The organism is Enterococcus sp. DIV0970a (genome assembly GCF_051711265.1).
In the GTDB taxonomy this organism is placed as follows: Bacteria; Bacillota; Bacilli; order Lactobacillales; family Enterococcaceae; genus Enterococcus_D; species Enterococcus_D casseliflavus.
Genome location: NZ_JBIOMF010000001.1, coordinates 521,831 through 547,037, shown reverse-complemented (window position 1 = coordinate 547,037; position 25,207 = coordinate 521,831). Strand labels below are relative to the sequence as shown.

The following is a 25,207-nucleotide window of genomic DNA, read 5'->3' as shown; positions in this document are numbered from 1 at the left end:
AAATCAAAAACTGACTGCCTAGCAGGCTGCAAACGCTGCTTAAGCAATCAGTTTTTCTATTATTTACTGAATCATTTCTTTTGATAAACTTTTACGTTTCTTCGTATATCTTCGCATCAGCAGCTCGATGCCCTTATCCGCAAAGCGTTGCATGTAGGCGGAAAAATTCAACAAGGCAATCAAGAGAATGAGGTTGAGATAGCTGGTATTGCCTAGGTTAAAGAGGTCGCGACCGACGATCAAAGCAGCAAAGTACAAGATCTGAGTGCTGAAAAAAATCATCGTTCGATAGCTGTTGATCGCTGGATAGACTTTTTTCTGGATCAAGCGATAGTTCCAAGCAGTAAAAATAATGCTCATGATCGATAGAGCTTTACTGCTGCTGTTGAACCAATAGCCAAAGTTGATGATCAGCAAAGTTCCTACCGTAATCGTCAAGGCTGTTGGAAAAGCATTTTTGAAAATCGTCGTCATAAAGTCTCCTTTGATCCGATTGAAGTCTGGTTCAAAGTTTAAAAAGAAGGTCGGAATGCCAACAAAGCAGGCATTGATGATCGTTAATTGGATCGGCTCAAAAGGATAGGTCGTTCCTGATAACAACGTCCCCATGGTGATCATGATGGAGAATAAGACTTGCACTAGCACCAATGAACCTGAGCGGGTAATGTTATTGATCACTCGGCGGCCTTCATCCATGACCGATGGCAAAGCATCAAATTGATTTTCCAAAAGAACCAGATTTGACACTTGACGCGCAGCATCGACACCAGAAGCCATTGCGATCGAGCAGTCGGCTTCTTTCAGCGCCAAAACATCGTTGACGCCATCGCCAGTCATCGCGACAGTATGCCCTTGTTCTTTCAAGTAGAGCACCATTTCTTTTTTTTGTTGCGGCGTCACTCGACCAAAAATCTGATAGTTGCTGACAGCTTCTTTTAATTCGGCTGCAGTTAATTTTGATACATCGATAAAATCAGAAGCCCCTGGTAGATTGACTTTTTTCGCGATTTGACTGACTGTCACTGGATCATCGCCAGAGATGATCTTGCATTGGATTGACTGTGAACGAAAATACTCCAAGGTCTCTTTGGCATCTTCACGAATCGTGTCTGACAGTAAGTAAAAGCCCAGCGGTTCAATATCCGTCGGCAGTCCTTCCTCCTCATAGCCTTGCGTACTGTGAGCCAAAACGATCACTCGGTAGCCTTCTTCTGCCAGCTGCCTTTCCTGTTTTAAGACAGCTTCATGGTTGGTTCCTAGTAAAATCGACGCAGCTCCGATGAAATAAGTGCCTTGTCCTTCAAACGTGACGCAACTGAATTTGCGATCTGATGAAAAGGGGACGACTTGCTGCATCTGGTACGTCATTTTTTCTGGGAAAAAGGTTCGCAGCGCCATTGCCGTTGGGTTCTGATCGGGTAGCTGCGCCATTAAGTTACCAGTGATTTCTGCCAACGGTGTGTCCGATTGAAAGGAAATCGTCTTTTCCACCGTCATCTTGCCTTCGGTGATCGTGCCCGTTTTATCTAAGCAAAGAACATCGACCCGTGCCAAGGCATCAATGCAGTTCAATTCCTGCACCATCACTTTTTTGCGCGCCAGATAGACGGCACTGATGGTCAATGTGACACTGGTCAATAAAAACAAACCTTCGGGGAACATTCCCACAGCTGCCGCCACCGTCCGTAAGATGGCGGTGTTGAAAGTTGCATGAGAGAAATAGAACTGTTTGACGAACAAGAGGGTACATAACGGCACCAAAATCAGACTGATCCAACGAATGATTTTGTTTAAACTGCCTTGGATCATGTATTTTTGTCGTTTGATGGTTTTGGCTTCTTTGTTGATTTTTGCGATATAGTTGTCAGCGCCTACGTGGATCACTTGGCATAACGCTTCGCCAGCAGTGATAAAACTGCCAGAAAACAACTCGTCTGCTGGCTGCTTGTAGATCGTATCCATTTCACCAGTCAGCAAGGATTCATTGACTTCTAAAGACCCTTGAATGACTTTGGCATCCGTCGGCACTTGATCCCCGCTTTTCAGTCGTAACACATCATCCATTACGAGTTTGTGGATCGGCAAATTCTCCAGCTTGCCATCCCGATAAACATCGGCTTTGGCAACTTTTAGCAATGCCAGCTTATCCAGCGTTCGTTTGGAACGAACTTCTTGAAAGAGATTGATGATCACATTGCTGAAGACAACAAAAACGAACAAGCCGTTTTGATAAGAACCCGTCAAACAGACGAGAAAGAATAGGACACAGTTGATCAAATTGAAAAAGGTAAAGATATTGGTAAAAAGGATTTTCGGGTACGTATTCGTCGTATCCTTTTTTGTCTTATTGACTTGACCGCGCTGCACCCGCGCCTTGACTTCTCCTGACGTCAAGCCAATGGTTTGGTTGTTTTCGATGATCCTCACCCTTTCTATTCTTAGTCATTTACTTTTATTTTGCTGAATATTCAGCAAATTTGCATCAGACTTGGGAATGGTTTTGTGTTTTTTCTATAAAAACAATTGGCGTCGATTGCGTAAGATACGCCATCGACTCCCCGCTTTTTTTCTGTAAAAAAACAAGTACTGTTTAAAATATAGCATACCCATTTACGAATTGGCGTTTCATTTTTGTCACCTTCGCGTCACTTTAGGAATTAAAATAACAGTTTATTTCTTAACCTGAACCGACTAGACAATAAGCTATCATAGGCTTTCCAGGTGGTTTCTTGCGATGACACAAAACAAAAAAAACAGCTGATCTTCACAGATCAACTGTTTAACAATTCTTTAAGTTAGCTGTTCCCTCAGTTGCTAAAAAACGCTCAACCAGCTTGCTTCTTTTATTGATCAATGCAGTGCTTCCTTTTTCCATTTTCGGATTTTCGTTCGGAAATTGGTAAAGGGTGCTACTGTATTGATATGGATCCATTTATAGACTGGCCACTGTGCTTTGGTGGTTGCCCAATCCCGCTGCCCTGCTTCAAACAATTCCTGATCGGATAAGCCTTCGATCCACTGGCAAAGGGCCGTCACTTTTTGGTCTAAGAGCTCTTGCTGCTGTGCTAAGGTCAAACTGCCGTATGTCTGATAAAAAGATTGATACAATCCGCCAAGGTTGTTCCATTTGTACCCTTCAGCAGGTGTGTGAACGCTCATCCCTTGCTGTTCCTGTGCTTCCCATGACAATAACAAACTGACCCAGCCGATTTGGTAAGACAAGTTTTCTGAAGGCGTCTTATCGACCCCAGCTGTTCGCTGATTTCGTAACGCTTCGGGAATTTCAACAAATTCTTGGCGAAATTTTTGGTAACGCTCTGTGATCTCTTGGATCAGCGCTGCTTTGCTTTCATATTGTCTCATTGTTTGTCCTCCTATTCAGGAAAATGGCTGCTCTTTGTCGCTTTCAGCAATGGCGATAAAAATCGTTACTTCGCCGTCTGGCGCATATTGTTCAAAATCAAAGGAATACTTGCGCTGCAGCTGGTGGTTTTCTTCCTCAGACCAGATTTGACGCCAAGTAGTCAAAATGCCCTGCGCATCACGCCGATCGACCGGATACTTTTTCCAAGTATATTTTTCTGTATCAAAGTCTGCTTGCTCCGTTTCTTCGCAACAAAGAGAAACGGCATAGTCTCCTTGATAGTTTGACTCATACCCGTGGTAAACGCAAGCGATGGCCATTCCTTTTTCTGCGGCTTTCTTGACCGCTTCGCTGTTTTTCTCCCATAAGCCAGTGATTTTTGCTTGAATCGCTGGATCAGTAAAATTATTGGTTCTTTCAGTTGCTATTATCGAAAATTTCATTAGCGTTCCTCCTTCTTTGTCTTTATGATACGATAGAAACCTAGACACCCTGTGTCAGTGTTTCACCATCTTTTCCAAAAAGGAGTAACCCCAGTGAGTACGACGCGCCTGTTCGGCCTTATCTATCACCTGTTGAATCATGAAAAAGCAACCACTTCTGAATTAGCCAAACAATTTGAAGTCTCGACTCGCACCATCACCAGAGATATCAATACCCTAAGCAGTATTGGCGTGCCCATCTATACCGAAACGGGTCGAAATGGCGGCGTTTATCTGTTAAGCAGTTTTGTGTTGGATAAAGTGTTATTATCAGAGGAAGAACGAAAAAACCTACTTTTGGCGTTGAAAGGGATTCGCCAGCTAACGCCACAGATCAGTGGGCAATCGCTGGCAAAACTGCAATCCTTGTTTAAGCAGCCCGATGCTGATTGGCTAGAGGTAGATTTTTCCACTTGGCATCGGCGAGAAAACGGCAACGACACGTTTGATTTATTAAGAAAGAGTATTTTAACGAACCACGTGATCACCTTTGACTATATCAGTAAACAGGGACCGAAAAAACGCGTCTGTCAGCCTTACAAACTGCTTTTTCGTTCGCAAGCATGGTATCTGCAAGCCTTCGACCAGCAAAAGAATGCCTTTCGGACATTTAAAATCAGCCGCATGAGTCAGGTCCACGTCACCGAACAGCATTTTTTCCCGGTCCCTGCGCCTGATTCTGCCATTGAGTTGACTGTTGACACCTATCCTGCGCGTCTATTCTTTCAAGCCGACGTTCTTTATCGGGTATATGATGAGTTCGATCATCAGGATATTACTTTGACGGAGGAAGGCACTGCTGTGGTTACCGTTGATTTGCCCGAGGAAAGCTGGGTAGTGCCCTATTTGTTCTCTTTTGGAAAAAGCCTACGCATTTTAAGTCCCCCTCGACTAAAGAATCGTTACCAAGAAGAAGTTGCTGCGATTTATGCCAATTTGTCCAAGAACGAGGGTGCGAACTGATTTTTTAGGAAAAGGATCCCTATTGAAAGGAGTGTTTGATTTGAAGGAAGTAATCGTACAGTATGGCGGGGTTTCGCTAAACCGCCTTTGCCAGCAGTTGGAAGAAAATCAGATTCACTTAAACGCGTATGCCAACCAGCTCTTGCGCCATCCCCAGCTCTCCTTCAGTGCCGATAAACAGCGTACTACTTGTGTGATTGTTTCTCTTAAAGAACTAGGACTCACCCAAGGTGGCTCTTTGACGGAGATTTTTGCAGCTGCACCTTCTTATGGACTGACCGATTGTACATTGGAAATGGCCTTACACTTTCGCCTCAGCTATCATCAACTGGCAAATAGTACCGGACTGAAATCCCAAGGAAAAGCGCCAGCTGCCGCAATCACGATCGCTTCTGTGCCTTTGGAAAAAACCGACGATTTCCCCAAAGGATTCTACGTTCGCCGCATCGATGGGGTTGACTGGCTACGAGGCTATACTTGCGATGCACGACACCAGTTTGCACCGGATGACCTGTTTTTGTTTCAACGACGAGACCCGCTGCCAGAGCGCCTCAACTGAAGGGGAAACAAACCGTTTCATATCAAATGTCCTTGTTTCTCATTGCCTACAATCATTCTGTAGGTTAAGAAGAGCCGAAAAGGACAAAAGGAGAAATAGATGAACTTAATCCCAATGAAAGACAGCGACTATGCTGCTTACTTAACCAATGCAATTTTCGAATACGCCAATGACAAAGTCTAAGCAGGCACATGGGCCAAAGACGAGGCCCTCGCCCTAGCCAAAGAAAGCTTTGCTTCCCTGCTTCCTCAAGGGACTGCCACCGAAAACAATCACTTGTTTTCTTTATTTGCAGCTGATTTTAGTGAACCGATCGGGGTGATTTGGGTCAACACAGCTGCCCAGAAAGCCTTCATCTATGACTTTATCATCGAGGAAGACCAGCGAGGAAAAGGCTATGGCACCAAAGCGTTACAGGCTTTGGAAAAGTGGGCGATCCAGCAAGGCATCACTGAGATCGGCTTGCACGTTTTTGCCCATAATCAGTCTGCGTATCAGCTATACAAAAAAATGGGCTATTTGGAAACAGATATTACGATGGTTCGACGTTTCGCTGAATGAGTGGTGTTGAAACACGAAACCTAACGATCATTCTTGAACGATAAGAAAGGAGTGAGAAAACTTGTATTGGTTGATTTATCTTTTGGTCGTTGTATTTGCTCTCGGATGCTTTTTGTGTGGTGTTCAGTTTCGCAAACAAAAATGGGGCTTCTTGATAGCTGGATACAATGATTTGACTGAAAATCAAAAAGCACAAGCAGATAGTCAGGCAATCTCAAAATCAATGAGCAAATGCGCCTTTTGGACAGGTGTTTATGTTTTGTCTTTGGGTCTTGTGCTCTACCTGCTGCTTGAAGAAATCGGTGATTCGTCAATAATTAGGATAGTATGTGCCCTCCTTACCTTGCTTTTTGTTCTCTTCATTTTCATTGAAGTCCGAAAAAATCGTTCGTACTATCCGATAAATAAAGACTGAGATAAAGAGAGAATTTCTCGTTTTACTCATAAGGTATTTCTAAGCGATCACTGTAATCCAAGTTTTTTAACCAATGATTGGTTGTTTTAAACGAAAACATCTGAATGTGATCCCCCTAGGACCGTCATCTAAGACGGTTTTTTTTTAGGTTACTAGACGACAGTTCTTCCTTGTTTTATAAGAAGATTTCTCACACATCTTTTCGCAATCGAGCCAGCTGTCCTTACTGAATTCTCCCTTGCCTCTTGTTTTTCTTACACTGCACCATTATATTTATACTTATTAGTCATTTTTTTATAGAGAGGACGTTTCCCTTGAATTATCCCTTATTAAATGAACAAATGCCTCAGACCATCATTCGTGTTTGGCGGTTGCGAAGGATTACGTCACTGATTATTTTCAGCCTGATTTTCGCTGCTTCTTTTTGGTTTCTAGCCACGCAAAACTGGCTTCATTTCTGGGTGTTCGCCCTTTGGTCAAGCTTATTGGCGCTGACTTTGATCAGCCATCTGCTTTCTTTTGTGCTAATGAACTACCGTTACAAATTCCATCGCTACGAGATCCAAGAAAAGGATATCGCTATTCAACGTGGCTATCTATTTCGCAACACCACGTATATTCCGATCCGTCGAATCCAGCACATCGAAACGGACCAAGGGATCTTTTTGCGAAAATACGCTTTAGTCTCCTTACAGATCCATACGGCTGCCACCAACCACACCATTGAAGGCTTGCCAGTGGCGCAAGCCGAACGCTTGCGAGAAACCATCATGAATTTAGTCGAGGTGGTCAAAGATGATCTATGAAAAACAACGACTGCCGTTGCTGTGTATCGGTCTTTATTGGTTCAAAAATTGCAAAAATTTTCTGGTACTAGCGTTTCTGTTTGTATTCAAATTATTCAACGACGCCCCTTCTTTTCCGATGATTCTGGGCGGCATTCTGCTATTTTTACTGGTGTGTCTGATTTTTGCGGTACTGTCTTACGCCCGCTTTACCTTTCAAATCGATCAAACGAGTGTACTAGTCAACAAAGGACTCTTTATCCAAAAACAAACGATTTTGCCATTTGAACGCATCCAAACCATTCAAGAGAATCATTACTTTTATTTACGTCCATTTAAATTAGCTGAAGTGAAGTTGGAAAGCGCCGCAAGTTCGAGTGGTGAAGCCGAAATTCTTTTCCCTGCATTGCCTCTGGCTCTCATTGCCTCAATCGAAGCGTCAAAAAAGGCGGCTGCGACACCACAACAGCCGACTGCCCAAACAACTAGTAGAGAAGAACCAACCGACGATTACGCTGCGTTTTCGGCTGAGAAGTCAGCGCAGCCGTTAGAAACATTCACTTTGAAATTCAAGGAGATTTTCTTGTTTTCTCTCACTGATTTTTCTGTTTTCACCTTGGTTCTAGTCATCGGCTACAACGTGATTGACAACATTCCCAATTTCTTTGCCTATGCATCGGAATTGCAGCAACTTGGCCTTTTATTAGGTGCTGCAATTTTACTCGGGCTGCTGATTTTGTTTTTCTTCCTTGCGATCGCCAGGAATCTTTTCCGCTATTATGGCTTTACGGTGAAAACGAACCAGCAACAGTTGTTGATCACGCAAGGCTTGTTTTCTAAACGTCACCAAACGATTCCCCTCGCTAGGATCCAAGGGCTGAGTGTCGAACAAAACCTTTATCGAAGAATCTTTCATCTAAGCTCCGTCAAGTTACTGCTGGCTGCTGGCAGTTCGTCAGAAAGCGATGATACGGTCTATCTGTTCCCCATTTTGAAAGAGGCGCAGCTGACCGACACATTGGCCCGCTTTTTGCCCGAATGGTCGTTTCAACAAACCGCTCTAGTGAAAAATCCGCGACCCAACTTTTGGTACTTCTGCCGTTGGCCGCTGCTGATCGGACTCCTTGCTGTAGGAATCTCCGCCTTCTTTTTCTGGTGGTTAGCGCTGATTTTCTTCGTGTTCTTTGGCTCCTTCGTGTTATCAAGTATTTGGCGGGGCAAAATACAAGGCTATCAATTTTTAGACAATCACGTATTGTTGTGCCAAACGATTCGCGGTCTTACTAAGGTGACCGCTTATCTGAAGAAAAATAAAATCCAAGATTTCACCGTCACCACGACGTATTGGCAGCACAAAAAAGGGCTTGGCAAGTCACAGCTGACCATCAAAACCGAAGATACGCTCACTGAAAGTAAGCTTTTCTACTTTCCATTAACCGAAGCAGAAAAGTTGCGGCGCTGGTTTTTGTCCTAGTTCACACAAAAAAACGTCAAACAGCAGGACTGATGCGCTGTTTGACGTTTTTCGCAAGACCTGAAATAAATGAGAAGGAAGCACCAACCATTGATTCGTTGATGCTTCTTTTTTCTATCCCCTGACCTTCCCTTCGACTATTTGCTGCTTGATAGAAGCAGCATCTAAGCCATATTCTTTTTGCAGGAAATCGGGTGTGCCGACTTGACCGAATCGTTCGTTGACACCAATACGTTTTAAGGGGACAGCACTGCCTGTTTCAGCAAGCACTTCGGCGACGGCACTTCCTAGTCCACCGGTAATAGAATGATTTTCGATGGTGATGACTTGCCGTTTCCCCTGAACTTCGCGGAGGATCAATTCTTTATCGATTGGTTTGATGGTAAACATGTCGATCACTTCGCAGCTAATTCCTATTTCTGCTAATTCTTCTGCCACTTGCAGTGTTTCAGATACCAATTGTCCGCTAGCAATCAACAACAGTTCATCGCCTGGTCTTAAAATATTGCCTTTTCCTAGTTCAAAGGTCGAGCCTTTTTCATAAATCGTCGGAACCGCTTTCCGATTGCCTCGTACGTAATGAATGCCTGATAATTGGCTAAAGGTGTTTATGATCCACGCCATTTGGACTTCATCCGCTGCATCGCAGACGATCGATTGGGGAATCATTCGCATCAAAGCCACATCTTCCCATGTCGTATGGGTGCCGCCGTTATGCCCGACTGCAAACCCTGGATCAGAACCGTAAATATTGATCGTATTGCCGCCATAGCCGCCAGAAATAAACAGCTGATCGAATACCCGACGCGTCGCAAATGGCCCAAAGGTGTGGATAAAAGGTGTATAACCGGTTAAACTCAAGCCAGCCGCGACACCAACCATATTGGCTTCCGCGATCCCCATGTTGATAAAGCGTTGGGGATGTTTGTTGGCAATCGTGGTCCAGCCGCTGGCAGAACCAAGGTCGGCATCTAACGCAACTAGCTGGTTATTTTCATCCATGAGTTCCACCAATGTGTCAACGACACAAGTTCGCAGCTCTTTACCAGCAGCAGTGGTTTTGCTTAATGTAAACATGCCTTAGCGTCCTCCTTCGATTTTTATCGTCAATTCTTTGATTGCCGCTTCTGCCGCTTGATTGATCTCATCCGTGGTAAACTTCACGGAGTGATTGGCATCTAGTTCTTCAAAGAAAGGAACGCCTTGTCCTTTCACGCTGTCCAAGACAATGCAAACCGCTTGGTCTTCGATTGCTTTGCAGCGCTCGATTGCCTCATCAATGGCTTGCATGTCTGCCCCTGGAACTTTTTCTGTATAAAAGCCAAAAGCAGTCATCTTCTGCTGGATGTCAAAGGGATCAAGAATGTCTTTGGTTGGCCCATCTAGCTGTTTTTTGTTGTCATCAATAATGACGATACAGTGATTCAGTTTAAAGTGGGCAATGTATTGGAAGGCTTCCCAGCACTGTCCTTCATTTAGTTCGCCATCTCCAACGATCAAATAAACAAAATTGTCCTTGCCTGCCAAGCGCAGGCCTGTCGCGATCCCAGCAGCCATGGAAGTTCCCTGCCCCAGTGAACCTGTGGTGGCATCAACCCCCGGCGTTTTCCAGCGATCTGGATGGGAAGGCAGTCTCGTGCCGCCCTCATTGATCGTCCATAACCACGACCGATCAAAATAGCCCGTATTTGCTAATGCACTATACAGTGCGGCGCCAGCATGCCCTTTTGACAAGACGAGTCGGTCACGATCCGCCCACTGTGGATCTTGTGGATTGATTCGCAGCTGTTTGCCGTACAAAACGGCCAATAATTCAACAATTGAAAAGGAGCCGCCCAGATGGCCTTGTCCCATTTTCTTGATGCTGCAAAGGGTATCTAAACGAATCTTTGCCGCTAATTCTTCAAGCTCGTGGTATTTTTGTTCACTGATTGCCACTATTTATCCCTCCATCCTCTATTTATTCAGAAACAGATTTTGCCCGACTGTTTTTCTTGAAAATCGTCAATCCGATCAAGACCGCGACTACCGCAATTATCCCTGAGAAGATGGCGATTTGACCGCCCATATTGGCTAGGTTTCCTAGGAAGATCCCTGCAACCCCATAGTCGGTATCAGAGAAAGTTGATCCTTGGAACCCAAGATCCCCCATGACTGGCATCAACAAGATCGGCATAAAGCTGATAATGATCCCATGAATAAAAGACCCAATGACGGCGCCTCGCACACCACCCGTTGCATTGCCGTAAACACCTGCCGTTGCGCCACAGAAGAAATGGGGTACGACCCCTGGAATAATAACGGTTGTTCCTGTGAAGACCATGATGATCAAACTAACGATCCCACCGACAAAACTGGTTAGAAAACCAATCAGAACAGCATTTGGCGCATAAGGAAAGACGATTGGACAATCCAATGCAGGAATCGCATTAGGAACAAGCTTTTCAGAAATCCCTTTAAAGGCTGGTACGATTTCTGCCAAAATCAAACGGACACCAGCTAAAATCACAAAGACACCAGCGGCAAACGAACCTGCTTGCTGCAACGAATAAATGATCGAGTTCGTGCCATTGCTAAGATTTTCCGTAATAAATTCACTCCCAGCAAAAATTGCTACGATCACGTATACAACCGCCATCGTAATCGTGATACTAACAGTAGAATCCCGCAAGAAAGACAAGCCTTTCGTAAAATTGATGTCTTCGGTAGATTTTTCCTTATTGCCGACGTATTTCCCAATCAACCCGCTCAATGCGTAGCCGAAGTTCCCCGTATGCCCCAATGCGACGGAATCATTTTTAGTAATTTCTCGGGTAAACGGTTGTGCGATCGCTGGGAAAATCGTGTTACAGATCCCTAACGCTAAGCCCCCAAATAAAACTAGATTAAAAGTATTCATTCCAGTAACGCTCAAAATAACCGCAATCATACACGCCATATACAACGTGGCATGCCCAGTCAAATAAATGTATTTAAAGCGAGTGATACGGGCAATCAAAATATTGAAGGCCATTCCGGCTAACATAATAAGTGCGGTATAGGTGCCGTAAGTTGTCAACGCTAGCGCAACGATCGCTTCGTTATTTGGTACGACCCCTTGCATGTTAAAGGCTGCTTGGAACATCTCCCCAAATGGCGCCAGAGAGCTTTCGATCACTCCAGCCCCGGCAGTGACCACGAGAAACCCAACAAAGGTTTTGATGCCCCCTTTGACGATCGTGGCAATGTCTTTTTTCTGCAGCACATTCCCCAAAACGGCGATCAGCGCAACTAAGATCGCTGGGGTACTCGCGATATCAACAAGAATATCTAAAAATTCGTTCATGACTGTCTACTCCTTTTTATAGTAATCCTTTTTCCTGACAAACGGCTTGAACCTTTTGCTTCAATTCATCGAGATCGATAATACTGTCTAACACTACGATCTCACCTAGATGCTGCGCACTATCGGCTAAATCGCCGCCAACGAAGAAAACATCCGCCATATCGGGTGCGGCACTTCCTAAATCATAATGGGACACTTCCACACCTGAGACACCCAGTTCATTTAAAACAGAATTGATATTCATCTCCACCATAAAACTTGATCCTAATCCTGACCCACACACTGCTGCAAATTTCATTTTTCATCTTCTCCTTCTCTAATCACTTCAATTATTTGATCCGCATTGGTTGCGGAAAGTAACGCAGTTAGTTTTTCATTATTCGACAAAATTTTAGTCAAACTCGCTAACGCTTTTAGATGGAGTTCATTGTCAACCGCCGCCAAACATATAAACACGTGAATGGGGTGTTGCGGATCATCATTCAAAAGCACTGGTTCTTTGACTTTTAATAACGACATCCCGATGGCATTGACCCCATCTTCTGGACGCGCATGAGGCAAAGCGATGCCTTTTCCAATATGGATAAAAGGACCGTGATCCACCACTTTATTGATCATGGCGGTAATGTACTGTTCCTCAATTTTATTGGTCTTTTTTAATGGCGCAGCAGCTTCTCGGATGGCTTCTTGCCAAGTCAGCGGCACCTCGGTAAATTGGATGGTTTCTGCTGTTAATAAATCTGATAACATCGGACGTTGGTCTTCCCTTCTATTCAATTCTCGATTGATTTTTCTTTGCAAAATTTTTCTCAGCTTTTGCTTACTGATTCCTGCTTTTAAATCAACATAGGGCAAAATCACTTCTAACACATCGTCAATGGAATGCAAACCAGTTTTTGAAGGAAAGAATGCCGCTTGTACGTTTCTAACCAATTCATCCTTCTCAATGGGCGTCATAATCGGATTGATCACATAACAGGGTCGTTTGGTTTTGATCGGCGCACTGGAAAAAATCAGATCAATCTCTTCATTAAACCGAACATTTTCATACTCTTCGATCGAACGAGCCGGCAAAAAATGGATCTGGGGAAACAGTTCCTTTAACTCTGATTCCAAAATCAAGGATGAACTGATGCCACTGGGACAGACGACTAATGCATTTAGTTGGAAGTAATCACGTTTGGCCTTTTGTTTACTGATTTCTCCACCAAACAAAATCGTAAAATAACCGATTTCTTCATCAGGGATCGTGCCGACTAGGTCTTCTAAAGAACCCAGTGCTCGTCTCGTCAGTTCAAACAACTCATTGTATTGCAGCTTGATTTCTTCAATCAGTACATTCTCCAGTGGAAAACCATAGCGGATTCGAAAATACGCCGGGACAAGATGATAGAATGTGTTCATCAAAAGGGTGCGATAGTCCACAAACTCGATAGCTGCCAGCCGTTCCATTTCATGAATGATCTTACTGGCACATTCCAATAAAAACTCTAATGAAGTATCTTCGATATCTCCTTGCAGAATCGTTTTCAACAGGATAGTTACATAAAGTTCTTCTGTTTTCCGATCTTTGATGTCAGGAAATTCTGCTAAAAACTGCTGACTGACTTGATGGACATGCAGCGACTGGAGCAGCGGTATTTCTGTCTCCGCTAAAGAAACAGCCGTTTCTGCCATCCGAAAGGATAGATAATTAAGAAAATAAAGCATTTCTTCGAAGCGACTCGGAACGATCACCAGATTGAAATCAGTCAGTGTTGCGGACAAACGATCTCTGATTTGAACATAGATCGTTTTATCCTGCTCATAGATTCCCTCAAATAAGAGCAAGTTCCCGTTTTTCGTATTGGATAACGTGCTGACCTTTCGAAAGGCAAGAGCGCGAATCTGATATTCCTCTCCCTCTAGATAAAAGCCATATTTTCGAGAGTACAATAGTTGAATCTTGAAAGCTGCAAGTTCCTCTCTGATCCCCTTTACATCCTTCAAAATCGTATTTTTACTGACATAGAACAGCTCTTGAAACTGATAGACGGATAAATCTTTCACTGCTGAAAAAGTCAGAAGATAAATCATGGACCGCCGCTCTTCTTCCGAAAAAAACAACGTATTCTTCTGGACATCGAAAAGAATTTCCGGCCATTTTCGTTGAATCAGTGAAGGAATCAAAACTTCTCCCTCATGAATCATGATTCGTTGATTCAACCGCTGTTCAGTGATTTGATTGATTATGGCAATCTCCGCCAAAAATTCCTCATCCCTCCACTTCGTCAAATCAAGAAACGCCTCAACATTTGGTTCTGAAAACAGATACGTCAATTTGAAATGAATCATATTTGCTACCCCCACCTAAACTATAGCTTGCACAAAATGAAATCGCCATCATTTCTCGGTACAACTGAAACTCCGTTTTTTTTAAACGATGGACCGAAGAGGTGATTTCAAGGATTACCATAACATCCAATATAGTATCCGAGAAGGTTTTGTTGATAGAAACAAATGGATAAAAAATACAACATTAAAAAAAGCGAATCATTTACTGATTCGCTCAGACTGTAGACAAAGTACTAGTTTTTAGTGCTTTGTCTTTTTTATCCGTTAAAATAAGAGTATCAATTGGAGGTGTATCCAGATGCTCTCAAAACAAGATATGAGTAAACGCGCACAAATCGGTTTCTTTTCTCTTGAAGACTTGCTCCCACAGGACCATTTATTGCGGCAAATAGATCATTGTATTGATTTCTCCTTTATTTATGAATTGGTTAAAGAGAAATACGATGAAATCCAAGGACGTCCTAGCTTGGATCCTATTCTTCTAATTAAATTACCAATGATTCAATATCTATTTGGCATTAAAAGTATGAGACAAACAATAAAAGAAATAGAAGTGAATATCGCTTATCGCTGGTTTTTGGGTTTGAGTTTAGAAGATCCTGTTCCTCATTTTTCAACATTTGGTAAAAACTATACGCGACGGTTCAAAGGAACAGATCTCTTTGAAAAAATTTTTTATGAAATTCTAGAACAATGTATCGCTGAAGGTATCGTAGATACTTCCGAAGTATTTATTGATAGTACGCATATTAAAGCACATGCGAATCGTAACAAAAAAGAATCTGTCGAAGTAATGGAACAAGCTGTTTTTTATACAGATAAGCTGACAAAAGAAATCACCAAGAATCGAGAAAAACATTTAAAAAAGCCCTTAAAAGAAACAAACGCAGAAAGTAAAACTTCCTTGAAAAAAAGAAGTACGACTGATCCTGAAAGTGGTTGGTTTCATAAAGGTGAACACAAAGAAGTTTTTGCCTATAGCTCACAAGTGGCGTGTGATAAACATGGATGGATATTAGGTTATACTACACACCCAGGGAACTTTCATGACAGTCGTACGTTTGTTTCTTTATTTAACAAGCTCAAAGGAGCTTTTCCCCTAGAAAAATTAATTATGGATGCTGGGTATAAGACACCAGCAATTGCACATTTACTACTCGAACATAAATTGACCCCAATTTTCCCATACAAACGTCCTATGACTAAAAAAGGCTATTTCAAGAAACATGAATATGTTTATGACGATTACTATAATTGTTATATCTGTCCCAATAATAAAGTACTCTCTTATGCCACTACCAATCGCAAAGGATATATCGAATACAAAAGCAATCCAAAGGATTGTAAAAATTGTCCTTTCTTGTCTAAGTGTACCAACTCAAAAAATCATACCAAAGTAATCACTAGTCACATTTGGGCTGAAGCTATAGAGACCTGTGAAGAGATACGCCATCAAAGTTGGTTCAAAGAACTTTATAAAAAGAGAAAAGAAATCATTGAACGAATTTTTGGGACAGCAAAAGAATTTCATGGGTTACGTTATACCAATCAAATAGGAATTGAAAAAATGCACATGAAAATTGGGCTTACTTTTGCGTGTCTTAATATGAAAAAACTAGCAAAAATAAAAAGGATCAGAGCGCAAAAGAGACGTTTTCCTAAAGGAAAACTGCCTATTCTATCGATTATCCATAGAATATTACATAGAAAAAAGACAAACTTCATGTTTGTATAAGGTTTGTCTACAGTCTGAGCGAATCATTTACTGATTCGCTTAGATACTGATGCTATTTGTTGTTTTATTATTGAAACTATCAGAATCATTAAAAGCAATCGTCATTTTTCCAATATACTTTTTTAAAGTTATTTTCTGATACCTAAAAGACTTATCTTAATGAATGATGGAAAATAAGCTTTTTCTATCTACTCACTTATACTAACAGGAATCGTTGTTTCCGTTTCCTGTGTCTTTGCGGCTTCGTTTTTTACTTGCTGCTTTTCCAATATTTTGAAAAATGGCATATAAATAAAATATGAGATAGCAATTGATACAACAGACCAAACAGCTGCTCCAATACTACCATTAGTAGCTAAATAAGGACCAATAATAGGAGGAATAGTCCATGGAACTTGAATAACAATCGGTCCTACTATACCAATATTCATTAGGATATACGTACCGATACATAGGACCATAGGCGTTGCTATAAAGGGAATAAGCATTACAGGATTCATCACAATAGGCAAACCAAAAATAACCGGTTCATTGATACAAAAAATAGCTGACGGCAATGATAATCGTCCAATCGACTTATACATCTTACTTCTGGAATGGAGCATATTTAACACTAGACCTAGTGTTGCTCCAGTTCCGCCTAAACACATAAAGACAATCCAAAATCCATCGGCAAAAACATGAGGAACTTCTACACCACTTTGAAAAGCTGCCGTATTATCAGCAAGATAACTTAGGAAAACAGGGGTCGCAATTCCAGACAAAACATTGTCTCCGTGGATTCCACATATCCATAGCAAACAAACGAGAAGTGTGTATAGCAGCATGCCTGGGAGTGTTCCCATCCCTTGCATTAAAGGTTGGAAAACAATAGTAATGATTTCATTGATATCAACCCCTAATAAAGTTCTGACGATCCATATAACGGTCAGAATAAATGCTCCTGGGATTAACGTTGCAAAAGAAGTTGCTACAGTGGGCGGCACACCTTCTGGCATTTTTATTACAATATTATGAGTGACAAACCATTTAAAAGCATGAGTGACAAATACCCCAACAATGATCGCGGTAAACATACCACTAGCACCAAAATTAGCCAAATTTATCGTCCAGTCATCGTTTAATGTTGCTAGAAGAAAGCCGATAGTTGTGAGCATCGAATTAGAAATAGCATCAACACCAAACTCTTTTCCTAAATGATAGCCTATGCCAATTGCAGATATCAGTCCAAGGATTCCGAACGTAACATTGACTGGTGCATTCAACTGCGGCCCCCAATTTGACACAAAATCCATCCATGACTGTATTGGAAAGTTACCAATGATTAGGAAGATACTTCCAACAATAGTAAAAGGAATCGTCATGGAAATCCCATTTCTTATAGCAACTAAGTGTTTACTATTGCCTATTTTCAGCAATATAGGCAATACCTTGTTCTCAATGACCTGCATCTTTTTTCCTCCTTTTAGTTCACGACTTCCTTATCAACCACCAACACAGGATCTTTGTGCAACCATAGAGAAGTAACTGGACACTCTTTTGTAATCGTACCGCTTAGAAATTGTTGTATCGCAGATTTCTTTTTTGCTCCACTAGCTTGTACGATCATTGTTCCAGATTGTAATAATTGTCCTATCCCTAACGTAATTCCTTTCGTACGATCAACTTTCTCGTCTGAAAAATATTTTTTCCCAACACTTTGGGTTGATTCGTCTAAGTTCACTATATGAGCTTTATCTTCGAAGGACGAACCAGGCTCATTAAAACCTAAGTGACCATTTACTCCAACCCCAAGCAAACTCAGTGTTACTCCTCCATTCTCCTCGATAAATTTATCAGCTTTTTTGCATTCCTCATTTAAATCATCGGCTAAAGGATCAAATGTGTGAAGTTGCTTTAGGTCAATAGGAACCCGATTGAATAAGTTTCTTTTCAAATAGGATATACAACTGCCTTCATTTTTCGGATCGATTCCAACCCATTCATCTAGTTCAATAAACTTTGCCTGGGATAAATCTATTTCTTTATTGATTGCTGCTTCTGCAATGATGTTAAGCGTTCCTACGGGTGTATCACCACCTGCAAAGCAATATAACCCATTTGGCTTTTCTTTCAAGACATCTAAAATGAGTTTTGCACAGATCTTACTGACTTCCTGGTAATTTGCCTCAACATAGTATTTTATATTCATTGTCATTCTCCTTTAAAAAAATTCGGCAGATATTCTTTGTGTGCCCAAAGCATTTCATCAAGTAGTTGCTTTGCTGTCCTATCACTTGGAACTAAGGGATTGATCGTCATCGCTAATAAAGCAGTGTTATAGTCTCCCGTAACAGCTGCTTGGGCCGCTATACGTTCAAAAGACTTAATTTGTTGAACTAGCCCTTTGATAGGAATAGGTAATTCACCTGTAGTCAAAGGGATCGGTCCTTGTTTTGTAATCAAACAATTTACTTCAACCGCTGAATCACAATCGATATCACTGATGGCTCCATTATTTCTTGTATTGACCGTTTGAATATCACGTTTGTCATTATAGATGGAATTAATTAAATTACATGCTGCTTCACTATAATAAGCGCCCCCACGTTCTGATAATTGAGGTGGTTTGATTGCTAGATGTTCATCTTTATAAAGTTCAAACAATTCATGTTCGATTTTCTGCACAACTTCTGCACGAGTTCCTTCTTTTTCTGCTGATTGTTTTTGCTCAGACAACATAGTGGCTGTTTGATAGTAATACCTTAAATAGCCGATGGGAATCATGCCAAGTGTTCGGAAAAAATCTGGTTCCCATTCTAAATCAGCAATATTTTTCAGACCAACTGCATCACCAGCATCTTGCGTCATCAATGTAAGTACTTTTTGGGTCACATCAATCCCTTTATGATAAATCTTTTTCGCAAAAACCATATGATTTAGTCCAGTAAATTCAACATATAATTCTTCTTTGGGTACTTTTAATGTTTCTGCAATGCCACGTTCTATTCCAATTGGTCCATTACACAAACCTACTACTCTACGCATATTGCTATGGCGTAAGACAGCTTCTGTCACCATGCCAGCTGGATTAGTAAAGTTGATCAGCCATGCTTCTGGGCAAAGACGCTCCATGTCTTTCACTATTTCTAAGATAACGGGAATCGTGCGTAATCCTTTAAAAAGCCCTCCTGGACCATTCGTTTCTTGTCCAATCGTGTCATATGTTAAAGGGATTCTCTCGTCTTTCGCTCGCGCTTCCAAAAGACCTACACGAAATTGGGTCGTAACGAAGTCCGCATCCTTTAATGCCGCTTCACGATCAAGAGTCATATAAATTTTCATTGGAAGTTCCGCTTTTTTTACCATACGTTTAGCAAGTTCCCCAACAATTTCTAATTTCTCGCTTCCTTGTTCAATATCCACAAGCCATAATTCTGAAATCGGTAATTCAGCATATCGTTTAATAAATCCTTCTATCAATTCTGGTGTATAACTTGATCCACCGCCAATTGTTGCAATTTTTATTCCTTTATCCATCCTGAAACACTCCTTTAACTTAACTACATGGTCAGTATAGATTATTTTTATCTCCATAAATACCGCCTTTAAGTAAACGGTTACAAAAGCAAACGATTGACACCGGTTACAATCCTGTTACAATTTGTAACAGGAGGGGATTACTATGTTGTTTCTTGACTATCAACCAGACTTAAATGAAACGGATATTGAAGTATATAAAGCAATAATTTCAGACGTAAATGCAGTTGCTTCCATGAGTATTCGTGAATTAGCTGAGAAAAGTCATACGAGTACTGCCAGCGTACTACGCTTTTGTAAAAAATTTCGCTGTACCGGTTTTTCTGAATTTAAAATTTACCTCAGTGCGTATCTCGAATCTCTTAAAGAAGAAAAAGAGGTAAAAACACTTGATTTTGAGAGTGAACTCTTGAATTTTTTAGCACGGACACAAGACAAATTCTTTGAAGATAAATTTGATGAGGCAGTTCACTTATTGATGGAAAAAGAGCTGATTATTTTTATTGGCGTAGGCTCCTCAAATGTTGTTGCTGAATATGGTTCTCTTTATTTCTCGTCACTATTTAACATGGCGATTCGCATTGAAGATCCTAGTAACTACCCTATTAATTACCTATCCACTGAGTTAGCAAAAAAAATGTGTATCGTCGCTTTATCCGTTTCGGGCGAGACCACAGAAATCATTCAATATTTAAATCATTTGAATCTATCAGAAAGCTCAGTAATAGGAATTACCAGCAGCTCTAATTCAACACTTTCTAAATTAGCTGATATTGCAATAACCTATAATATTTCGCTAGAAAAAATTAATGAAGCTGATATTACAACCCAGATACCGGCAATGTACATTATTGAAAAGTTAGCGAAAACCGTGAGAAATAGAATGGAAACTCAATAGATTTGTAAAAAAAAAATTCTTCAAGTAATTCTTTCCCTCTATTCACAAGTTCACCGATCGATATTCCCACAAAAAAAAAGAGACTCACATGTATCTATGTGGTCTCTTTTTGATATATAGATTTGTTCAATTTATTTGTTTCTCTTCCCTTTGGTTTGAGAAGACTTCAAAAAATCTTGTGAAGTTTCCTCTTCTCAATCATTTGCTTCTTCATTCCCTATTGTTGAGGTAACTTTTTCATCGATACGTAAAAATGGTAAGTAGATAAAAACACTCACAGCAATGATCACAATTTGCAAGACTGATGCTCGCCAATCGCCACCAGTTGCTAAAAATCCAGATATGACAGGAGGAGTGGTCCAAGGTATCTGCACGACAACATGATTTATTAAACCAACAGCTGTTGCAAAATACGCAACTGTTAGGGAAAAAATCGGCGCCAATACAAATGGAATAATCAAACTAATATTGAAAACAATTGGTAAACCAAAAATGATCGGTTCACTGATATTAAATAATGCAGGAGTTACGGATAATTTTGCAAAGTCTTTGTAGTCTTTACGACGACTAAAGATAAAAATAGCAATTAGCAAAGCAATAGTATTTCCTGATCCTCCCATAACAGCAAACGTATCTTTAAATGCCATGTTTATGATATGTGGAATATCTTCCCTATTCGCATAAGCAGCCATATTCTCTTGCATATTTTGAATTAAGAACGGATCGAGAAGTGAACCTGATATCACTGCTTGATGAATTCCAAACCCGAAAAAGAGATTTGCAATTGAGGTAATTAAGAGGAACCCTGGTAAACCTGTCGTTACCCTACTTAAAGGTCCAGTGATTAGAGTAGTAATCAACGAATTAACATCCATATTGAATAATTGATTGACAGCAAATGAACCAATTGCGAAGGTAGTCACAGTAATCATGATTGGAATAAGGACGTTAAATGACTTCAACACAGCTGGTGGGATATTTCCTGACAACTGAATTTGTAACTTTTTGTTATTTGATAACTTAATAAAGAGTTCCGTAGCAGCTAAGCCCACAAAAATTCCAACGAACATTCCTGACGCACCAGTATGAGTGACAGGAATAACCCCACTTACCTCCAGCGCTTCTTGACTTCCTTCTGGTGTAAACATCGTCATCATAGGGGTGAGAACAATAAACGTTGAAATAGCGACTAGAACAGCAGCAATATGATTTGTATAATTTCTGCTAACACACATATGATAAGAAACTGCCGCAACAACTAATAGCGTCGTTATACTTAGCGTTCCATTACTGATGGAAGTCCCGATTTCTTGAATCGTCGTTAATGTTGCTGGATCAATGATTTTTCCCATAAATCCTGTTGGCTCTAAAATAACATAGTTGATCAATGTAACAAATCCCGCCAACATCATAAAAGGCATAAAAGTGGCGAAAGCATCCCTTAGTGTTCGAAGATGAATCTGGTTCCCTAGCCTTGTGGCTATTATTCCGAACTTTTCAAAAATAGCATCTTTTTTACTCATAATCCCGATCAGTCTCCTTTTTTAGTTGTAAGCGATTGCTTATGGGATGATCATACACCAGCTTTTTAAAAAAGTAAATATCTTTATTTAAAATTATATATCTTTTTTTAAAGTCAAAAAAAGACCAACGAAATTCGTTGGTCTTCACTTCTCAACAAAAACTGCTTCAAAAATAAAATCTTTGTATAAATGTCTCGAAAGAGAATATTCAAACGGTACACCAGATGACAATGACACCACTTTGTCTACCTCTATCATAAACTCGTCTGGTTTTACAGAAAGAATTTCCGCATCGAAGTCATTTGCCACATCACCTTTGATCCAAATATGGGAAGATTTAATCTCTAGACCAAGCTCATTTGTAATGTAGCCATATACAGAACGTTTCAAATGCTTTGGTTCTAACCCCGGTATAACAGAAAGTGGCATAAACGTTTGCTCAATAGAATACGGTTGTTCATCAATAAAACGACTTCTAATAATATTATAGACATACTCTTTTTGATTTATTTCTAAAATTTCTGCCACTTCATTCGATGGCAACTCAATTGAGAACGTATGGATTTCAGACGTCACATGTTCTTCCCCTACTAAATCAAAAAGACCTTCATTTGGTCCAAACACTTTCGAATTATCAATTGGTCTGCGTAGAACTTCCGTTCCGAATCCACTACGTGTTCGTAAAACTCCCTCTGATACTAGCATATCAATACCTTTCTTCACAGTGAGCTTACTTGTTTGATACTCATGCGCAAGTTCATCGCCTGTAGGTAATTTTTCGCCGATTTGATAGGTTCCATTGGCAATTTTTTTCTTTACCTCCGTATAAACCTCCATATATTTTGGCTGTTTCTTCATAACTTACTCCCTCATACTCATCTCTATTACTTATACTTTAACATAAAAAATTGTCTTTTTACAGCTAAAAACATACCCATCACTAAAAGATATATATTTTTAATAAAAAGTATTTATTTATACTAAAAGCAATGTTACACTATTAAAAACGAACAGGAGGAAACGATAATGTCAAGACAAACTCAGTTAACATTTCCAGATGACTTTTGGTGGGGCTCCGCTTGGTCAGCAGAACAATCTGAAGGGCGTGGAGAAACAGGAAAAGCAGAGACCGTATGGGATCGGTGGTTTCACGAAGAACCTCATCGTTTTTATAAACGAATTGGACCTAGTATTACGACAGACCATATCCATCGTTACCACGAAGATATTCAATTGATGAAACAAACGGGGCACAATTCATTTCGTGTATCTATCTCATGGGCACGAATGTTTCCAAATGATGGGGTTGGTAAACCAAACGAGAAAGCGATAGCCTATTATCGAGATCTTTTTACCGAAATGAAAAATAATAATATCAAAGTTTTTGCGAATCTCTATCATTTTGATATGCCCGCAAAATTACAAGATAAAGGAGGATGGGAATCACGTGAAGTTGTTGATGCTTATGTAAATTTTGCTGATACCTGTTTTCTAGCGTTTGGCGACTTAGTTTATCATTGGTTCACCTTTAACGAACCATTGGGGCCAATCTTGGGCTCTTATTTAGAAGATTTTCACTATCCAAATCTCATTGATTTTAAGCGTGGTGCTCAAGCAGCGTTCTTTACCATATTAGCCCATGCAAAAGCCATTCAAACTTTTAAAAAATACCAGCTATCTAGCAAAATCGGAGTAATTCTCAATTTGAGTCCGACTTTCCCAAGAAGCCAAAATTCAGCAGATAAAAAAGCAGCAGAAATTGCGGATCTTTTTTATACTCGTAGTTTCTTAGATCCCATGGTCAAAGGAGTATTTCCAGAAAAACTAGTCTCGTTGCTGGAGGAATATGACCAATTACCCGTTGATTTCAATGACACAGACCTAAAAATTATTGAAGAGAATACCGCACAGATACTTGGTCTAAACTACTATGAACCACGCCGTGTCAAAGCAAGAACTTCTGCCGTTAATCTAGAAAGTCCATTCTTACCAGAATGGTTCTTTGAACCGCATACTATGCCTGGCCGTCGAATGAATGAATATCGTGGATGGGAAATCTATGAAAAAGGAATTTATGATTTATGTATGGACATCAAAAATAACTACGGAAATATTGAATCCTTTATCTCAGAAAACGGTATGGGTGTTGCTAATGAAGAACGGTTCATGGATGAAAATGGACAGGTGATTGATGACTATCGCATTGAATTTATCCAAGACCATCTCGCCTATTTATGGAAAGCAATTCAAGATGGCTGTAATATAAAAGGATACCATCTATGGACATTCATTGATTGTTGGTCATGGATCAATGCATATAAAAACCGCTACGGCTTAGTTTCTTTAGATTTAGCCACACAGAAACGTACAATAAAGAAAAGCGGCTTGTTTTACAAGGAACTAAGTAAGCAAAACGGTTTTTCCTACGATCTCGAGCGACTGGTAGATTAGCATTCACGAATATGATCGATAGTGATCTGTATAGAAGAAACCTGTTGCCACAACTCCTCTTTCGCACCTTTTAAGAAGGCGAGAGGGTTTTATTAGTAAAAAAATAACCGTTTCCTTGCTAAAGTCGACGGTTATTTTTTTGTCATTTTTCACTGTGGCTAGGATACGAAAGAGCAGCATGGCAATAAATGTATCAGAATTTATCTGGAACTTATTAGGCGCTAGTTTCGATAATAAAGCTTCCCTTTTCTTTAAACATTTCATTCGTTTTTAGATGTTCGAACACTTTTCCAAAATGACTACATCGAACACCTTATTCCAATTGAGAATAAGGTTTTGCCTATGTCGCTTATCGATTTTGTTTGAAAATATCCTTGTTAAAGTTGAAAAATCGCTCTCTGCTTGCTATACTAACTATGTAAAGAGGAGTTGTGGCCACAACCCCTCTGCAGCGCCATTTAAGACGGCGACAGGTTTTTATTATTTAAAAAATAACCGTTTCCCTGTTAAAGTCGACGGTTATTTTTTTTGTCATTTTTCACTGCGGCTAGGATACCAAAGATCAGCATGGCGGTAAATGTACCAAAACTGATCATTAGCCCGATTGCTTCCGCTGTGGACAAAAAGGCTTCTCCTTTCTGAAGAGTTAGTACTTACATTCATAAGCACCACCACCTTTCAAAGATAGCCACCGTCACAAACTTTACTGCAGTCAAATGGTACCATACTTCCATCAATGAAACTTTCAAATGCCAAGGATTTATCGTTATTTTTTTCACGGCGCATGGTCCATTTACTTTGATTCATTCCATAGAATCG

At 40.6% G+C, this 25,207-nt stretch carries 22 protein-coding genes and 1 pseudogene; 9 read left to right on the top strand and 14 right to left on the bottom strand.

All coding sequences use genetic code 11. The features are described 5' to 3' along the window. Window positions 1-63: 63 nt before the first annotated feature. The 3 genes from IGK14_RS02570 to IGK14_RS02560 all read right to left on the bottom strand — a co-directional run bounded on the left by IGK14_RS02570 (window position 64) and on the right by IGK14_RS02560 (window position 3,807). Window positions 64-2,427 carry an HAD-IC family P-type ATPase gene (locus IGK14_RS02570; protein WP_270792505.1) on the bottom strand — a complete coding sequence of 788 codons (2,364 nt, stop codon included), beginning with the start codon at window positions 2,425-2,427 and terminating at the stop codon, window positions 64-66. A gap of 423 nt (window positions 2,428-2,850) precedes the next feature. Further along, window positions 2,851-3,363 carry a ClbS/DfsB family four-helix bundle protein gene (locus IGK14_RS02565; RefSeq protein ID WP_194186201.1) on the bottom strand — a complete coding sequence of 171 codons (513 nt, stop codon included), beginning with the start codon at window positions 3,361-3,363 and terminating at the stop codon, window positions 2,851-2,853. Between the two features lie 15 nt (window positions 3,364-3,378). Continuing rightward, the gene (locus IGK14_RS02560; RefSeq protein WP_010748806.1) at window positions 3,379-3,807 is read right to left on the bottom strand and encodes an effector binding domain-containing protein; all 429 of its coding nucleotides are present in this window, start codon (window positions 3,805-3,807) and stop codon (window positions 3,379-3,381) included. Window positions 3,808-3,900: 93 nt separating this feature from the next. Here IGK14_RS02560 and IGK14_RS02555 point away from each other — a divergent pair, with 93 nt between their 5' ends. The 6 genes and pseudogenes from IGK14_RS02555 (at window position 3,901) to IGK14_RS02530 (ending at window position 8,603) form a co-directional block, all read left to right on the top strand. Continuing rightward, a complete protein-coding gene (locus IGK14_RS02555) occupies window positions 3,901-4,809 on the top strand; it encodes a helix-turn-helix transcriptional regulator (RefSeq protein WP_010748805.1) in 909 nt (302 codons plus the stop codon). Further along, window positions 4,799-5,368, top strand: a complete 570-nt coding sequence (locus IGK14_RS02550) for a hypothetical protein (protein WP_034695335.1) — start codon at window positions 4,799-4,801, stop codon at window positions 5,366-5,368. The genes IGK14_RS02555 and IGK14_RS02550 overlap by 11 nt, the downstream gene beginning before the upstream one ends. Window positions 5,369-5,605: 237 nt before the next feature. Beyond that, a pseudogene (locus IGK14_RS02545) lies at window positions 5,606-5,929 on the top strand (GNAT family N-acetyltransferase); the annotation flags it as partial. Between the two features lie 61 nt (window positions 5,930-5,990). Further along, window positions 5,991-6,344 (top strand): DUF3784 domain-containing protein, encoded by a 354-nt coding sequence (locus tag IGK14_RS02540; RefSeq protein WP_010748802.1) that lies wholly within the window; start codon window positions 5,991-5,993, stop codon window positions 6,342-6,344. Window positions 6,345-6,658: 314 nt separating this feature from the next. Further along, window positions 6,659-7,150, top strand: a complete 492-nt coding sequence (locus IGK14_RS02535; RefSeq protein WP_010748801.1) for a PH domain-containing protein — start codon at window positions 6,659-6,661, stop codon at window positions 7,148-7,150. Beyond that, a complete protein-coding gene (locus IGK14_RS02530; RefSeq protein WP_010748800.1) occupies window positions 7,140-8,603 on the top strand; it encodes a PH domain-containing protein in 1,464 nt (487 codons plus the stop codon). The genes IGK14_RS02535 and IGK14_RS02530 overlap by 11 nt, the downstream gene beginning before the upstream one ends. Before the next feature lie 114 nt (window positions 8,604-8,717). Here the strand turns inward: IGK14_RS02530 and IGK14_RS02525 are convergent, their stop codons facing one another. Genes IGK14_RS02525 through IGK14_RS02505 form a run of 5 tightly spaced genes read right to left on the bottom strand, consistent with a single transcriptional unit; the run spans window position 8,718 to window position 14,262 of the window. After that, window positions 8,718-9,680, bottom strand: a complete 963-nt coding sequence (locus tag IGK14_RS02525; RefSeq protein ID WP_010748799.1) for a transketolase family protein — start codon at window positions 9,678-9,680, stop codon at window positions 8,718-8,720. A gap of 3 nt (window positions 9,681-9,683) precedes the next feature. After that, window positions 9,684-10,541, bottom strand: coding sequence for a transketolase (locus tag IGK14_RS02520; RefSeq protein ID WP_005231438.1), 858 nt, complete (start codon window positions 10,539-10,541; stop codon window positions 9,684-9,686). Window positions 10,542-10,563: 22 nt separating this feature from the next. Next, on the bottom strand, window positions 10,564-11,928 hold the full coding sequence (locus IGK14_RS02515; protein WP_438711548.1) for a PTS ascorbate transporter subunit IIC: 1,365 nt from the start codon (window positions 11,926-11,928) through the stop codon (window positions 10,564-10,566). 16 nt (window positions 11,929-11,944) lie between these two features. After that, the gene (locus tag IGK14_RS02510) at window positions 11,945-12,226 is read right to left on the bottom strand and encodes a PTS sugar transporter subunit IIB (protein WP_005227537.1); all 282 of its coding nucleotides are present in this window, start codon (window positions 12,224-12,226) and stop codon (window positions 11,945-11,947) included. Further along, on the bottom strand, window positions 12,223-14,262 hold the full coding sequence (locus tag IGK14_RS02505; protein ID WP_231435223.1) for a BglG family transcription antiterminator: 2,040 nt from the start codon (window positions 14,260-14,262) through the stop codon (window positions 12,223-12,225). Before IGK14_RS02505 ends, IGK14_RS02510 begins: the two co-directional genes overlap by 4 nt. A gap of 298 nt (window positions 14,263-14,560) precedes the next feature. Between IGK14_RS02505 and IGK14_RS02500 the strand changes: the two genes are divergently transcribed. Beyond that, window positions 14,561-15,997, top strand: coding sequence for an IS1182 family transposase (locus IGK14_RS02500; RefSeq protein ID WP_438711546.1), 1,437 nt, complete (start codon window positions 14,561-14,563; stop codon window positions 15,995-15,997). A 188-nt stretch (window positions 15,998-16,185) separates the two neighbouring features. Here IGK14_RS02500 and IGK14_RS02495 read toward each other — a convergent pair whose 3' ends face one another. From IGK14_RS02495 to IGK14_RS02485, 3 genes are read right to left on the bottom strand one after another with little or no spacing between them, the layout of a single operon-like run. Next, the gene (locus IGK14_RS02495) at window positions 16,186-17,448 is read right to left on the bottom strand and encodes a PTS sugar transporter subunit IIC (RefSeq protein ID WP_005227532.1); all 1,263 of its coding nucleotides are present in this window, start codon (window positions 17,446-17,448) and stop codon (window positions 16,186-16,188) included. Window positions 17,449-17,462: 14 nt separating this feature from the next. Further along, window positions 17,463-18,188 (bottom strand): glucosamine-6-phosphate deaminase, encoded by a 726-nt coding sequence (locus tag IGK14_RS02490; protein ID WP_010748796.1) that lies wholly within the window; start codon window positions 18,186-18,188, stop codon window positions 17,463-17,465. Window positions 18,189-18,190: 2 nt separating this feature from the next. Next, window positions 18,191-19,516: a 6-phospho-beta-glucosidase gene (locus IGK14_RS02485; RefSeq protein WP_010748795.1), complete on the bottom strand. Its 1,326-nt coding sequence runs from the start codon at window positions 19,514-19,516 to the stop codon at window positions 18,191-18,193. A gap of 145 nt (window positions 19,517-19,661) precedes the next feature. On the opposite strand from IGK14_RS02485, the gene IGK14_RS02480 reads away from it, so the two are divergent. Continuing rightward, window positions 19,662-20,414 (top strand): MurR/RpiR family transcriptional regulator, encoded by a 753-nt coding sequence (locus tag IGK14_RS02480; protein WP_005227526.1) that lies wholly within the window; start codon window positions 19,662-19,664, stop codon window positions 20,412-20,414. 194 nt (window positions 20,415-20,608) lie between these two features. Here IGK14_RS02480 and IGK14_RS02475 read toward each other — a convergent pair whose 3' ends face one another. After that, complete coding sequence (locus IGK14_RS02475; RefSeq protein WP_010748794.1) at window positions 20,609-21,937, bottom strand: PTS sugar transporter subunit IIC; 1,329 nt, start codon at window positions 21,935-21,937, stop codon at window positions 20,609-20,611. Between the two features lie 144 nt (window positions 21,938-22,081). After that, complete coding sequence (locus IGK14_RS02470; protein ID WP_010748793.1) at window positions 22,082-22,795, bottom strand: GntR family transcriptional regulator; 714 nt, start codon at window positions 22,793-22,795, stop codon at window positions 22,082-22,084. Window positions 22,796-22,963: 168 nt separating this feature from the next. On the opposite strand from IGK14_RS02470, the gene IGK14_RS02465 reads away from it, so the two are divergent. Continuing rightward, a complete protein-coding gene (locus IGK14_RS02465) occupies window positions 22,964-24,388 on the top strand; it encodes a glycoside hydrolase family 1 protein (RefSeq protein WP_010748792.1) in 1,425 nt (474 codons plus the stop codon). 506 nt (window positions 24,389-24,894) lie between these two features. Here IGK14_RS02465 and IGK14_RS02460 read toward each other — a convergent pair. Further along, window positions 24,895-25,011 (bottom strand): putative holin-like toxin, encoded by a 117-nt coding sequence (locus tag IGK14_RS02460; RefSeq protein WP_080646931.1) that lies wholly within the window; start codon window positions 25,009-25,011, stop codon window positions 24,895-24,897. Window positions 25,012-25,207 lie beyond the last annotated feature (196 nt).

Excerpts from the sequence above, each read along its gene's own strand:
- IGK14_RS02485 (WP_010748795.1), bottom strand. The coding sequence starts at position 19,516 with ATGGATAAAGGAATAAAAATTGCAACAATTGGCGGTGGATCAAGTTAT.
- IGK14_RS02465 (WP_010748792.1), top strand. The coding sequence starts at position 22,964 with ATGTCAAGACAAACTCAGTTAACATTTCCAGATGACTTTTGGTGGGGC.
- IGK14_RS02560 (WP_010748806.1), bottom strand. The coding sequence starts at position 3,807 with ATGAAATTTTCGATAATAGCAACTGAAAGAACCAATAATTTTACTGAT.
- IGK14_RS02495 (WP_005227532.1), bottom strand. The coding sequence starts at position 17,448 with ATGCAGGTCATTGAGAACAAGGTATTGCCTATATTGCTGAAAATAGGC.
- IGK14_RS02565 (WP_194186201.1), bottom strand. The coding sequence starts at position 3,363 with ATGAGACAATATGAAAGCAAAGCAGCGCTGATCCAAGAGATCACAGAG.
- IGK14_RS02500 (WP_438711546.1), top strand. The coding sequence starts at position 14,561 with ATGCTCTCAAAACAAGATATGAGTAAACGCGCACAAATCGGTTTCTTT.
- IGK14_RS02470 (WP_010748793.1), bottom strand. The coding sequence starts at position 22,795 with ATGAAGAAACAGCCAAAATATATGGAGGTTTATACGGAGGTAAAGAAA.
- IGK14_RS02505 (WP_231435223.1), bottom strand. The coding sequence starts at position 14,262 with ATGATTCATTTCAAATTGACGTATCTGTTTTCAGAACCAAATGTTGAG.
- IGK14_RS02515 (WP_438711548.1), bottom strand. The coding sequence starts at position 11,928 with ATGAACGAATTTTTAGATATTCTTGTTGATATCGCGAGTACCCCAGCG.
- IGK14_RS02530 (WP_010748800.1), top strand. The coding sequence starts at position 7,140 with ATGATCTATGAAAAACAACGACTGCCGTTGCTGTGTATCGGTCTTTAT.
- IGK14_RS02490 (WP_010748796.1), bottom strand. The coding sequence starts at position 18,188 with ATGAATATAAAATACTATGTTGAGGCAAATTACCAGGAAGTCAGTAAG.
- IGK14_RS02525 (WP_010748799.1), bottom strand. The coding sequence starts at position 9,680 with ATGTTTACATTAAGCAAAACCACTGCTGCTGGTAAAGAGCTGCGAACT.
- IGK14_RS02475 (WP_010748794.1), bottom strand. The coding sequence starts at position 21,937 with ATGAGTAAAAAAGATGCTATTTTTGAAAAGTTCGGAATAATAGCCACA.
- IGK14_RS02510 (WP_005227537.1), bottom strand. The coding sequence starts at position 12,226 with ATGAAATTTGCAGCAGTGTGTGGGTCAGGATTAGGATCAAGTTTTATG.
- IGK14_RS02480 (WP_005227526.1), top strand. The coding sequence starts at position 19,662 with ATGTTGTTTCTTGACTATCAACCAGACTTAAATGAAACGGATATTGAA.